The organism is Photorhabdus sp. RM323S (assembly GCF_042879375.1).
Taxonomy (GTDB): Bacteria; Pseudomonadota; Gammaproteobacteria; order Enterobacterales; family Enterobacteriaceae; genus Photorhabdus; species Photorhabdus tasmaniensis.
In genome coordinates this window covers 122,235-135,396 of sequence record NZ_JBHFKZ010000005.1, presented here as the reverse complement: position 1 = coordinate 135,396, position 13,162 = coordinate 122,235, and the positions used below count along the sequence as shown (strand labels likewise).

General features: G+C 38.4%; 11 protein-coding genes. 6 read left to right on the top strand and 5 right to left on the bottom strand.

Features of this window, described 5'->3' with window-relative positions; translation table 11 throughout:
• Positions 1-78: 78 nt before the first annotated feature.
• The gene (locus ACGF7G_RS04290; protein WP_387463753.1) at positions 79-1,833 is read right to left on the bottom strand and encodes a glycoside hydrolase family 39; all 1,755 of its coding nucleotides are present in this window, start codon (positions 1,831-1,833) and stop codon (positions 79-81) included.
• 645 nt (positions 1,834-2,478) lie between these two features.
• On the opposite strand from ACGF7G_RS04290, the gene ACGF7G_RS04285 reads away from it, so the two are divergent.
• Positions 2,479-3,639, top strand: coding sequence for a thioester reductase domain-containing protein (locus ACGF7G_RS04285; RefSeq protein ID WP_387463752.1), 1,161 nt, complete (start codon positions 2,479-2,481; stop codon positions 3,637-3,639).
• 60 nt (positions 3,640-3,699) lie between these two features.
• A complete protein-coding gene (gene pcaF / locus ACGF7G_RS04280) occupies positions 3,700-4,902 on the top strand; it encodes a 3-oxoadipyl-CoA thiolase (protein WP_387463778.1) in 1,203 nt (400 codons plus the stop codon).
• A gap of 14 nt (positions 4,903-4,916) precedes the next feature.
• Here pcaF and ACGF7G_RS04275 read toward each other — a convergent pair whose 3' ends face one another.
• On the bottom strand, positions 4,917-5,813 hold the full coding sequence (locus ACGF7G_RS04275) for a LysR family transcriptional regulator (RefSeq protein ID WP_387463750.1): 897 nt from the start codon (positions 5,811-5,813) through the stop codon (positions 4,917-4,919).
• Positions 5,814-5,991: 178 nt separating this feature from the next.
• Here ACGF7G_RS04275 and ACGF7G_RS04270 point away from each other — a divergent pair, with 178 nt between their 5' ends.
• Entirely contained in the window at positions 5,992-7,176 is a 1,185-nt protein-coding gene (locus tag ACGF7G_RS04270; RefSeq protein ID WP_387463749.1) for an MFS transporter, read from the top strand.
• 18 nt (positions 7,177-7,194) lie between these two features.
• Here the strand turns inward: ACGF7G_RS04270 and ACGF7G_RS04265 are convergent, their stop codons facing one another.
• The 3 genes from ACGF7G_RS04265 to ACGF7G_RS04255 form a co-directional block, all read right to left on the bottom strand.
• Positions 7,195-7,971: a PTS sugar transporter subunit IIA gene (locus ACGF7G_RS04265; protein ID WP_387463747.1), complete on the bottom strand. Its 777-nt coding sequence runs from the start codon at positions 7,969-7,971 to the stop codon at positions 7,195-7,197.
• Positions 7,949-8,602 carry an HTH domain-containing protein gene (locus tag ACGF7G_RS04260; protein WP_387463746.1) on the bottom strand — a complete coding sequence of 218 codons (654 nt, stop codon included), beginning with the start codon at positions 8,600-8,602 and terminating at the stop codon, positions 7,949-7,951. Before ACGF7G_RS04260 ends, ACGF7G_RS04265 begins: the two co-directional genes overlap by 23 nt.
• 61 nt (positions 8,603-8,663) lie before the next feature.
• Positions 8,664-9,563: a LysR family transcriptional regulator ArgP gene (locus tag ACGF7G_RS04255; protein WP_387463744.1), complete on the bottom strand. Its 900-nt coding sequence runs from the start codon at positions 9,561-9,563 to the stop codon at positions 8,664-8,666.
• A gap of 206 nt (positions 9,564-9,769) precedes the next feature.
• On the opposite strand from ACGF7G_RS04255, the gene argG reads away from it, so the two are divergent.
• Genes argG through argH form a run of 3 tightly spaced genes read left to right on the top strand, consistent with a single transcriptional unit; the run spans position 9,770 to position 13,108 of the window.
• On the top strand, positions 9,770-11,002 hold the full coding sequence (gene argG / locus ACGF7G_RS04250) for an argininosuccinate synthase (RefSeq protein WP_387463742.1): 1,233 nt from the start codon (positions 9,770-9,772) through the stop codon (positions 11,000-11,002).
• A gap of 15 nt (positions 11,003-11,017) precedes the next feature.
• Entirely contained in the window at positions 11,018-11,599 is a 582-nt protein-coding gene (locus ACGF7G_RS04245) for a formyltransferase family protein (protein ID WP_387463741.1), read from the top strand.
• Between the two features lie 12 nt (positions 11,600-11,611).
• Positions 11,612-13,108: an argininosuccinate lyase gene (argH, locus tag ACGF7G_RS04240; RefSeq protein WP_387463740.1), complete on the top strand. Its 1,497-nt coding sequence runs from the start codon at positions 11,612-11,614 to the stop codon at positions 13,106-13,108.
• Positions 13,109-13,162: the final 54 nt, after the last annotated feature.

The following is a 13,162-nucleotide window of genomic DNA, read 5'->3' as shown; positions in this document are numbered from 1 at the left end:
ATTATAATGATTTTATTTTCCACTTAATAATATAATAAAAAAGAAATAACTTACTATAATATTTTCATTTCATAAGAACTAATAATGACTTAGTTCTAATGAATATAGTGTCACCGTTGAAGGTTTTGCCATTTTATCCACTAATGTTAATTTATTATTAGATATAGACACAGTAATCTGGTTAGTTACTTCTGGTGGTCGTATTCGTTCCAAAGATCCTCCTTCTTGAATACGGTATGCTTTAACTTTCACTTCTTTACAACCAATATGATCAATCACCACAGTAACACCTTGGTCACTATCAGTATAATCGCGACTTTTAGGTCTCAAAAGAGTATCAAGCGGAATCTGTTGTACAGGGGCATTTTGTACTACTGCATTATTATGATGAATTGTAGTAGGATCAACACCACCAAACCATTTATTTTTACTATAGGTATCCGTTAATTGGTCCAATGATCGGCTGCTATCAAAATAGTATTGTCGATATAAATCCGCAGGAATTGGTGCTACATTACCATCTGAAAAACTCTTATCTACTTTATAATTTGCTGCAAGAATATTAATTTTATTACCTGATTCATTCTCGGTCGCCAAAACTGTTAAACCGGTTGAAAAATCTTTATGACCACTCAATATATAAGGTGTTTTTAACATTTTAGCAAAAAGACCAAAAGATTGAGCTGAATAGGTACAGAAATTTCTGATATTTGGATTTTTAGGGTTAGGTTGATTATTAAACAAGCCAAAAGATAGGCCATCCCCCCGGTAATAATGTGCCAGGTCAACTTTCGTATATTGCATATAAATAAGCGATGAAGCGATATATGCTGCATTTTTAGGGCTCTGCACTTTTGTAAATGTATTTCTCGACCCAAAAGGACTAGAATTCCACTCAGTACAAATACTTTCTGTCTTGGTAAAGCCATAAGTATGCAAACTTTTTTGAATCGTATTACCCATATCAATAATATTTTGCGGGTCTCCAGTGTCAACATACCCATGCCAAGAAAAGAAATCTAACGGTACATTATTGTTCTTACAATACCGGAAAAATCCATCAATATAATCACCTCCTGCATTATTACTAAACGAAATGCCAGCACCACCGACTTTAGCATCGGGATCAACAGACTTAATCACTCTCACTACTTTTTCATATAATGCATAATATTTTTGTGGATCATCACTATTCCAAAAAAACAGTAAATCAGGCTCGTTCCAAACCTCCCAATAAATTATTTTTTTCGGCATTCCAATATTGTCATAGTTTATAGCATAACGATTCACCAAAGCTTTAACTAATTTTGCATAAATATCAAAGTCTTCTGGTATTTCATAACCACCATCAAGAGAACGCCCAATACGAAACATGATTTGGCGCTGAATATTATCTGGATTCAGATCTGCTTGATTATTCAGAACATCGCACAAATAATCATCCGTCATTTCATAATTAGCATCTCTTAATGCAAGATTGACATCATGATTTCTCATCCCAATAGCAGCATTGGGAAAAATGCTTCTGACATTTGCAATATCAGCGACAAGTTTTTTAGCCGCTGGATGATTTTCCTCTGGAACATTGATAATCATTTGGTTTTGATTATTTTTTCTGTCCACCTGGAAATAGTTATCCATATCGCCAATACCAAAACCATCATGAAGTCGGAGATGTTTGATTCCCATCTGATTAAACTGATCATCTAAATCAGGGAAGCCAGGCACCAGAGATTTAGGCAGCCCATTCACACCATTAACTTCCTTAAGAAGCGAGTTATGCCCAGCTGATAAATCTCGACAATTCTTATTAAAAGAAAAAATTTTAGTCATAATAAATCTCTATATTAATTAATAGATTATATATTTATAAATCAAAAACAACATCAGAGAATAAATATATCTCTATGACAATTCAATAATAATAAATGAGGCGAATGCTTAGATAATGGTTAAATATCTATTTTAACTACGCATTAAAGTTATCAACTATTACTTTAAATTCATTTCATTAACCAATTAATGACATTGATATAATTATCAACAAAAATAAGAACGACACTGTAATTTCCTTTATAACATCAGCATTAAAATAATCACGAAAATAAAGTTACCAGCAAAAATTTGATATTAATAATAAAATAGCAAAAAGTAAAACCATATAGTCAGCAAATCTTATCAATGAATATATAATTGAAAGTCATTAATATGCACTATAAATATATTTAGTATGTTAATAATTTAGTAAAATCCTTTAAGATTTTAAATTATCCATTACCAAGCAATATTCATAATAATCGCGCTATTAATTTTATTATATATAAAAAAACCATCAGATAATAATAAAGCACTAAAAAGTTAATATATGTAAAATGTATTTTTGCATTTTATGCAAAGCACTTATACGTTAAATATACATTTACAAAATTAAAAAAAGAATGAAATATGAAGTTCACACATAATGAGGTAACAATAGTAATGACCAAGAAAAATGCTTTATTGACTGGTGCAACAGGTTTTATCGGTGCATATATGCTTGACGAATTGATGAAAAGCAAATCATATGCAAAGCTCTTTGTCGTAATTCGCAAGGTTGATCAGTTCAATAACCCAATCAAAAGGCTCGAAGAAGCATATAAAAAATTTTCAATAACGTATGAGTATAACCTGGAAGACTCCTCTAAGATAGAAATAATAGAGGGAGACATTACAAAACCCAGATTTGGCCTTACCCCTGAAGTATGGATATATTTGTCAAATGAGGTTGATGTTATCCATCATATTGCTGCAAGAGTAAATCATGTCAGGCCCTATGACGTCCTTAAAAGCGCCAATGTTGATAGTGTCAGGGATATGGTCGAATTATCTAAAGAAGGAAAAAATAAGATAATAAACTTTGTTTCTACTCTGGGATCAGCAGTAGCTCAGGATAATAGTGGAAAATATCTTGAAAACTTTCCAGATAGCAAGCCTCTGCTTACTGATATGGGATACCTCTTATCCAAATGGGAAGCAGAAAAGGTTTTACGCGAGCATCATGACAACGGTGGTAAAACAAATATCTTTCGCCTAGGCTATATTTCAGGCCACAGCAAAACAGGAATTTCTCTGTATAAAGATAATCAGTTCATGCTTTTTATCAAAAGCTGCATCCAAATGGGGCAGGCTCCAATTCTGGACCGAACTATTAATTTAACACCAATTAATAAAACTGTTGAATTCATGAACCTGCCAACCTTTACCAACGAAGGAGGATATGTTTTTAACCTATTCAATTATAAAGAATTGATCCACTGGAGCGAAATCATAAATTGGTTAAAAAGTTATGGTTATAAAATAGAGTTTCTGGAGTTCTATGAATGGCAAAAGAGATTACTGCAAGATAGTGAAAATAGCCCACTATACAGGTTTTTGTCTCTTTATGGTGTTCCTGGAGCTCATGAAAAAATCTTGCGCTTCGGCCGTGAAATCAAAAAATTTCACTATGAAAAAACAGAAATTATTTGTAGAAAAGAAGCTATCGACTTCCCAATAATCAAATATGATCTACTAAAAATTTATATTAATCATCTTATTGAAAAAGGGTTTATACCGCCACCAATAACTAAAATCCGTACAACAAAGTACTTAGCTAGCTAATTAACAGCCTATATTTCTATAGCTATAGTCATAAGACTATATAAATTGGAGAAAGTAATGATGATAGAAGCTTATATATACGATGCAGTAAGAACCCCATTTGGAAAATATGGTGGAGCGTTATCTCAAGTTCGTGCAGATGACTTGGCGGCACTAATTCTTCAAGGGCTTTTAGCAAGGCATCCTCAACTAGAAAGCGTATATATTAATGACGTCATTCTTGGGTGTGCAAATCAGTCGGGAGAAGACAATCGCAATATAGCACGAATGGCGTTATTGTTAGCTGGTTTTTCCGAGCAGGTATCTGGTACGACCATCAATAGGCTTTGCGGATCTGGGCTTGATGCTATCGCTATGGCAGCAAGAACCATCAAATCAGGTGAAGCAGACTTGATAATTGCTGGAGGGGTGGAAAATATGACACGGGCCCCTTATGTCATGGGAAAAGCACATAAAAATTTTGCCCGAAATATGAAAATTGAAGACACGACGATGGGATGGAGATTTATTAATCCTCGAATGGAAGCAATATATGGCATCCACACAATGCCAGAAACTGCCGAGAATCTTGCTGAACGTTACGCTATTTCAAGACAGGAACAAGACAAATTTGCTTTACAAAGTCAGCAACGAGCATTAAAGGCACAAATAAGTGGTTTTTTCAAAGATGAAATTATTCCAGTTACTCTATCTGGTAAAGCAGGCAATATCATAGCCTTCTCTCAGGACGAACATCCAAGACAAACATCGTTAGAAGCACTAGCTGCATTACAGCCAATCGTAAAAGAAAAAGGAACAATTACTGCGGGAAACTCTTCTGGAATCAATGATGGTGCCAGCGCCTTACTCATTGCCAGCAAAATGGCATGTGACAAACATCAGCTTAAACCTCTGGCAAAAATCCTTGGTACAGCAACAGCAGGGGTTCATCCTGAAATCATGGGTATAGGGCCAGTTCCAGCGGTTAAAAAAGCTTTAGCGATATCTGGAACAAGAATTGAAGACATGGATGTTATCGAAATTAATGAAGCTTTTGCTGCACAGACCCTGGCTGTAATGAAAGAGCTTAATATTCAATGGAATGCATCTCATGTCAACTGTAACGGCGGTGCTATCTCACTGGGGCATCCATTAGGTGCATCAGGGGGACGGATTTTAGCGAATGCCATCTATCAATTACACCGCCAACAAGGAAAACTGGCCTTATGTACTATGTGCATTGGCGTTGGACAAGGAATCGCAATGATCCTTGAGAAAGTTTGATCACTCTTCTAACGCTAAATCTCCCTGGCAAGCCACTCCTGCAATAGTGATATAAATACCGTTAATTTTGCTGGCGGGTGCGCAAGTGCCCGTAATAAATAGATACCATTCTTACGTTCATCAGGATCATTGAATAATGCAACAAGCCCTCCAGAACGAATATCCGACGAAACAACCCAGTTAGGAAGAAGCCCTACTCCAAACCCAGTGACGGCGGCCATTCTCAATGTGTCAAAGTCATCACTGCGAAAAATTCTGTTCTCATTGCTGAGATTGATAGCATCCTGATAGCGTGACCAGCAAATACCAGCAGGATCATGACGTTTATCAAGCAAATAATGGTTAGATAACTCAGAAAGTGTTGTCGGAGCCCCACACTTCTGGATATAACCTGGACTGGCACACACAACCCAAGTCTGTGTGGCGATCCATTTTGAGTAAAGCGAGCTATCTTTTAATTCACCAACCCGGATAACCGCATCGAGACGATCCCTGACGGGATCAGTCAAACGCTCTGTTTGATCAAGTTCAACCTGAATTTTGGGATATTGGGTGAATAGTTCTTCCAACATAGGAATTATATGGTGACGCCCAAATGTTGGCAGGCAGGCAACACGTAGTACCCCTTGCGGTTCTCCATTCAAAGCCGCTAACTCAGCCTGGATATCGACAAGATTATTGATAATATCTTGCGCTCTTGAAAACAAAATCTCTCCTGCGTCAGTCAGTGATAAACCACGGGTAGAACGCAAGAAAAGTTTTACCGCCAATATCTGCTCAAGGCTGTCTATCTGACGTGTAATAGATGAAGCTGCCATGCCCTGTAGACGAGCAGTAGCAGAAAAACTCTGTGAACGAGCAACATTAACGAATGTTGCCAAAATATCGGTACGTAGCAAATCTTTCATCATATATTTTACCTATATATACTTAAACGTATCTGATATTACAAGCAAGGTATGGAATTTGATAGCGCTATCAATTTTGCATTTCATGCAAAGCAATTTCGCTTGCCGTCTTTATTCCCGCAATCTTGAGATAGTGGCAGAATTCTTTTACGGTAATACAGATCAAATGCTGGAGGTTTTCGTGTCAAACACAGCAATCAAACAAGATCCCACTTCTTCTATTTCTCTCATGTTGTTACCTGCCGCTTGCGGTTTTGCTGTGGCTAATCTTTATTATAACCAGCCATTATTGCCAGCAATAGGCACAAGCTTTGGCATTGATGGAGCAACATCCGGTTGGATCGCCACATTGACGCAAATTGGTTACGCTGCGGGGCTTTTCTTTTTTGGCCCTCTTGGGGATACATTAAGTCGTCGCAAGCTTATTTTCTGCCTACTAACCGGCAATATAACCAGCCTTATCTTATGTGCCGCCGCACCGAATTTTATATGGTTTCTGACCAGTAGCCTGATATTAGGACTAACCTCTATTTCAGCACAAATTATCATTCCGGCAGTATCCGGGTGGGTAACGCCAGAAAAACGTGGTCGGGTTGTAGGAAATCTGATGAGTGGCCTTTTCTCGGGAGCACTACTTGCCAGAACACTGAGTGGTGCAGTCGGAGAGCATTTCGGCTGGCGTGAAATGTTTTTACTGGCAGCTTTAATAGATATGTTCCTGTTTTTTTTGGTTTGGTTTGTTCTTCCAGAAACGGCAGCACCACAAACTATGGCTTATGGTCAACTTCTTGCCTCACTCGGCAAACTAGTTAAACAACAGCCCCTTTTGCGTGAAGCCGCCTTATCCGGTTTTTTGTTGTTTGCTGCTTTTAATACGCTTTGGGGCTCTCTGGCCTTATTGCTTTCCCAACCGCCTTATCGCTGGGGTAGTGACATCGTGGGTCTCTTTGGCTTGACGGGCATTGCGGGAATGTTGGCTTCATCAACAATGGGTTCAATGACGGATCGTTTCGGGGGAAGAGCTGTTGTTACTACTGGCGCTTTATTGGTGACGTTGGCCTTATGCCTGATTGGTGGAACCCGTCACAGCATTCTGTTTTTATTCGCGGGTATTATTTTCCTGGATCTTGGCAGCAGAGCTGGTTTAGTGGCGAATCAAACGCGGCTGTATACTTTACTACCTAATGCCCGAAGCCGACTGAATACTGTTTTTATGACATGCTATTTCGCCGGTGGCGCAGCGGGTTCCTCTTTGGGAGCAATAGCAGCCTGGCATCTTTCATGGAGTGGTGTCGCTCTCAGCGGTGCCGGATGCGCACTATTAGCAACTATTTTGGTTCTGTTTGGCACGAAACGTCTAGTATAACTGCGCTTAGAAATAGCTTTATACACTACGTCCCAAGCTATCTTTTGCTATCATTTGAAAATCATGAAAATTTTTACTATTCAATAATCTTTTGGTTGCTTTCTCACGCAAAAAAGTCACAAACAGATCGTAAATTGCCATAGCCTCTTCATATTCTGCTTTACTGATAGCCAGCAGAAAAATAACGTTAGCCGTTTCTTTTTTCTCTTTATTCCATTCAATACCTTGCGGTGCCAATATGGTCACGACCACGGTTTTATTTGCCAATAATCCCAATGCATGAGGTAATGCAATCCCCCCTCCCAGTAGGGTTGATACGATAAATTCTCGTTCAATCAGCGAGAAATAGAAATTTTTAGTCACATAGCCATCCGTTTCCAGTTTTTTGCAAACACATTTAAATAGCGCTCTCTGCGTCATTTTTCTTTTAACGATCATAAAGTATTTTTCATCAAAGAAACGTTCAAGAATATAGGACTTAGTGCGGTCGATCATCGCTAATCGCCCAATTTGCTCTAATTGGTAAGGTGTTGGGAAAGGCGCAATTTTAACGATAGGTTTATTTTTTTCCGTCAATCTGACAGTGGTAATAATAAAGTCTTCATCAATCGATTCAAGTTGTTCATACTCACGCAAGGCAATTATATTCTGAAATTTAAGTTGAGGGAATTCACGCATAATATTGGCCTCAATCATACGAATGGTTGAGTTACCTGAATCCGTAACAATCAGGACGTCAGGATATCGGGTATAACCAACACGATAATTTCGCTCAAGCCCCACACCAATATGCACAGCCAGGTACTCCAATATTGAACAGAATATCTTGTTTGAAGCTATTGAGTGAACGTTCATTTTCCATTGTAAATTGTTGCCATAAAATATCAGTAATACAAGCTCTGACCGCTGATTCCACACCTGACAATTTCATGCCCTGACGGGGAATGGTTTCCAATATGATTTGATATTGACTTAACCTTTTTCTAACAGAAGATATATCGTGCTGCAATGTTTTACGGCTAACAAACCATTCTCCCGTAATGTCATCCAATTTAATCGGTTGTAACGCCATGAGGAATTTCAATAAAAACACATCTATTCGCTCTTTTGCTGTGCGAGGAATGTTTTTAACCTGGTATTTTTGTGCCAGTAATGTCGCAAAACTCAGCTCATCCTCTATTTTAAGCTGATAACCTACTCTCCTTTCATACACGATCTTCGCACCATAGCCGGCAAATAGATCATTTAATGCCGAAACATCAGCGCGAATAGTCCGTGTCGAAACATTAAAATGTTTGGCAATTTCATTCAGCGCAGGCGGATTATTCCCAATATGCACCATTAACGGTAAACCACTCTCTTTTTGCATCTCCTTTACGTAAATCAATGGCTTAATACCATTTTCACCTACCACGCTTTTACTCAAAAGAACAGATCATCAAGAGGAACAAAAACAAGTGGCAACATAGCAGTACATTACGTTGAAGCTAACGCGTTTCACTTATAAGGAAACGCGGAGCTTCACTAACAAGACATTGGGTTAATCGTTCCAATTTGGGCGATTGAACATGCCAATAATGCCAAAATAAATTTATATTGGTATAACGCCCAGGACAAATATCAATTAATTCACCTTTTTCAATTGCATCTTGATAGTGAAGTTGCGAAATCATTCCATAGCCAACCCCCATTTTTACCGCGATATAAAAAGCCTCCGTCGATGGAATATAATGGCAATGACATGCTTCCTGACTCATTGAAAAATGACGTTTCAGAAAATCTGACTGCAATTTATCTTTTCTGCCAAAGACCAATAATGGCGCTTTAAGTAATGTTTCTCTTTTCACACCTTGCGAAAACCATCTTCGGAAAAATAAAGGAGAACACAACATCTTGTATCTGATCGCCCCCAAGGGTTCCACCTTACAGCCTCGCATAGGTAAAACTACCGATGATATAGCCGCTATCGCAATACCTTCTTCCAACGCCTTCAACGTGAAATCCTGATCGTCCACAATAATATCGATAAGAACATTCTCTTTGATTATATATTCTGATATCGCCGGGAAAAGCCAGCTACTTAATGTGTCATTATTTATTGCAATAGTTATTCTCAAATGAGAATTCTGTTCACCAAAAAAGTCTGATTCAAATTCTTCCGCTAACAGTTTCTCGCGGCGCAGGTATTGCACTAAATTAAGTCCTTCTTTCGTTGAACAGCATGGTTTTCCCCTGATAACCAGCGGAACTCCCAGCGCCTCTTCAAGGGCACGTATCCTCTGTGAAATAGCGGAAGTGGTCAGGTTTAACTGCTTGGCGGCCAATTCGAAACTACCCGTTTCAATAACAGCCAGTAACGCCTCTGATTTACGAACGTCCAGCTTCATGGCACCTACCACATTAAGAAAAATTTAAGCAATGTGAATCTTTTTAACAAGCGTAGCAGAAAGAAATCCTAATGCTAATCTTCGAATTATTCCAGAACAGATAATGCTTTTATGGTCGATACAGAGCGAATTACCTGATGGGTATCGCTCCGTATGCCACCGGGAAAGTAATAAATTCATTCAATAAATTACTAAGAGGCTACATCATGAATATCAATGAGTTACGTGGTAAAACTGTAGCATTCGCGGCATCTGGCGGATTAGATAGTTGTACAATTACACATTGGTTAGCGGAACGGGGCGTCAAGGTCATTTGTCTGACCGCAGATTTAGGACAACCTGACGAAAATGACTTCGAAGAAATAAAACAAAGGATGCTGGCTTCTGGCGCCTCGGAGTCTATCAGTGTTGATCTGAGAAATGAAATAGCAGAAATAGGGCTTGAGGTTATACAAACAGGCGCAAAATATGAAGGAAATTATTGGAATCTAACCGGTGCGGCCAGACAAGTTATTGTCAAAGGGCTTATACCCAAACTCAAAGAATATAACATAACTATTTTCAGTCACGGTGCAACTGGCAGAGGAAATGACCAAGTTCGGTTTCAGGTCATTGCATCAATGTTGAACCCAAATATCTTTTTCTATGCCGCCTGGCGCGATCCTAATTTCCTCGAGCAATTTAAAGGGCGAAAGGAGATGATTGCCTACTGTCAGCAAAATAATATTCCCATTAAAGCGACTGCTGATAAACCTTATTCTACGGATGCCAATTTATTGGGATTGACTCACGAAGGTGGCGCGTTAGAAAACCTGGAAACAAAAATGCAGTTTGTTAAACCAGGGTTAGGAAAATGGCCGATTGATTCAGCGGATACCCCCAAAATATTGCAAATTACCTATGATCAAGGCCGACCGGTAAAAATAGGCGGGAAAGAGCAAACATTAGTCGAAGTTTTTGAAATGTTAAATACTATCGGTGGAGAGCATGGTATAGGAATTGCAGAGAATCTTGTCGAAAATAGATTCGTGGGAGTTAAATCACGAGGGGTTTATGAATCGCCGGCAATGGTTATTCTGGCTTACAGTTATCAACAAATTCTGCAACAACTTCTTGATAAACGCTCACTCACACTATATCAACATATTTCAGCCTATCTGGGTACGCAACTTTATCAAGGATATTGGATTGATCTTGGTTCAAGAATGGCCAGAAAAGCTATCTCAGAATTGACAAAATTAGTCAGTGGTGATGTGACAATTGAATTGTACAAAGGCAATCTAAATTATATTTCCACACAAAATATTAAATACAGCCTCTATAACAAAGAAGGCTCTATGGAGAATGAGGGATCTTTCGATCATGCTGATTCTGAAGGTCTGCTTAATATACTCACATTAAATGCCCGTACTGCCGCGCTTTCAGGGCATATTTCTTAATAACAGGGGAAATTGATGGAGAAATACAACGCCCATGTGCTCTTTATCGGTGATTGTTCATTTTGGTCCGAAAGAGCCTATGAATTTATTTTCACTCTTTTTAATAAGGTCAGCCCGGTTTTTTGGGAAACAGGCATGCCTAAGAATGAATCCGTTGACTCATGGAGAGGAGATTGGATAATTTCTTTTAAATCAGACTTAGTACTGACCAAAGAAATATTATCCAGAGCTAAACTAGGGGCAATAAACATTCATCCTTCTTCTACAAAATATCGGGGGATAGGCGGATACCATTATGCTATTGATAATAAAGATCCTTATTTTGGAGCAACATGCCATCATATAGATAATTATATCGATCATGGTGAGATCATTAAGACAATAAATTTTCCAATCATTCCCATTGAGAAACCTGATACATTACGTCAGCGTACTGCGGTGTATTGTCTTATTCTACTTTACGATATTTGCATAAATATTTTTCACGGAGAGAAATTGCCAACAACTCAAGAAAAATGGGAACCTAAGTTATTTACTAAAAAAGAGCTGGAAATCTATCTGGAAAATAAAGGTCTTAATAATGAACTAATGGTGTAAGGAGAGATTTTTATGGCTGAAAAACTTTGGGGTGGTCGCTTCTCGAAAGAAATTGATCGCAGTGTTCTTAAATACACCCTGACAACAGATATTGATTCCCGGCTTATTCGTTACGATATCTGGGGAAGTATGGCTCATCTGGCGATGCTCAACAATTGTGAAATCATCTCAGAAGAAGCGACTGGAAAAATATTCAGCGCTCTTCTCAAACTCTATGAATCAAATGAGCAGGGAACGCTGACTTTAGATCCTGAACTTGAAGATGTTCACTTAAACATTGAAAGCCTAGTTATCCGTGAGATTGGCTCAGAATACGGTGGTCGCCTTCACACTGCCCGTTCGCGAAATGATCAGGTCGTCACCGATACCCGTATGTATCTCAGGGCTGAACTGCTTGATATACAAAAAAGCCTTTATTCTTTTGTTAATACTCTGCTCAAACTTTCTGACGAATGTACACATAAGATCGCTATTGGCTATACACATCTTCAACCCGCACAACCTATTAGTTTAGCTTTCTGGTATTCATGTTACGCCAGCATGTTCCTGCGCGATTTAGAACGTTTAGAATCTGCTTTTAATGTAACAAACCTAAATGTACTGGGCGCCTGTGCCCTGGCAGGAACCTCATTCCCAATAGACAGGGAAATGACATCAAAACTATTAGGATTTGATCGTGAATTAATACATAGCCTGGATGCGACAAGTTCCCGTGACTTCGCGCTTCAAACTGCATCTACTTTTGCAATACTGATGAGTAACTTCTCCCGATTGGCGGAAGAAATCGTTATCTGGAATAGTCATGAATTTGGACTGTTAACCATTGATGATACTTTCGCCACCGGAAGTTCTATTATGCCCCAAAAAAAGAACCCTGTAGTTGCAGAACTCATTAAAGGAAGAGTAGGCCGAATATATGGCGTGTTAATGCAATTATTAACTATGGTTAAAGGAGTCACACTTGGCTACAATTGCGACTTGCAAGAAGACAAACCTATGTTATGGGATGCGATTGATATCATAAAAAATACCACCAGCATCTTGCATCAACATATTGAAAATTCTAAATACAAATCTGATCGCGCTGAAGAATTATGCTGGAAAAACTTTTCCACAGTCACAGAATTGGCAAATTATCTTGTAAGAGAAAAAAACCTGCCTTTCAGAGAAGCACATCGTCTTACCGGTTTACTCACCCAAAAATTATCCACTAAAACAATGGATATGAGGAATACCGCTTTTGTCCGCGAATTTCTTGCCCAACAATCAATTACACTCTCTGAAAAAGAAATCTATGATTGTGTTTCTCCTATTAAAGTTATGGAAAGACAATGCAGCGCAGGTTCTACAGGCCCGGATAGGGTAAAGGAAATGATTAAGAAATTGCAGCAAGAATTAAAGAGTTTTCAATCCAGGCTCGAATACAAATCACAAGTTCTTCACGATGCCGAGAATGCAACGCTCAAAATTGCCAAAGATATGCAATTAAAAACGATAACAGGAGGATAATCTCAAAATCATACAATATCTAATACAACATAAATCCAAAGAGGCTTCATCAAT

Bases quoted from the DNA above. Each gene is read 5' to 3' on its own strand.
- ACGF7G_RS04290 (WP_387463753.1), bottom strand. From the start codon at position 1,833: ATGACTAAAATTTTTTCTTTTAATAAGAATTGTCGAGATTTATCAGCT.
- ACGF7G_RS04285 (WP_387463752.1), top strand. From the start codon at position 2,479: ATGACCAAGAAAAATGCTTTATTGACTGGTGCAACAGGTTTTATCGGT.
- pcaF (WP_387463778.1), top strand. From the start codon at position 3,700: ATGATAGAAGCTTATATATACGATGCAGTAAGAACCCCATTTGGAAAA.
- ACGF7G_RS04275 (WP_387463750.1), bottom strand. From the start codon at position 5,813: ATGATGAAAGATTTGCTACGTACCGATATTTTGGCAACATTCGTTAAT.
- ACGF7G_RS04255 (WP_387463744.1), bottom strand. From the start codon at position 9,563: ATGAAGCTGGACGTTCGTAAATCAGAGGCGTTACTGGCTGTTATTGAA.
- argG (WP_387463742.1), top strand. From the start codon at position 9,770: ATGAATATCAATGAGTTACGTGGTAAAACTGTAGCATTCGCGGCATCT.
- ACGF7G_RS04245 (WP_387463741.1), top strand. From the start codon at position 11,018: ATGGAGAAATACAACGCCCATGTGCTCTTTATCGGTGATTGTTCATTT.
- argH (WP_387463740.1), top strand. From the start codon at position 11,612: ATGGCTGAAAAACTTTGGGGTGGTCGCTTCTCGAAAGAAATTGATCGC.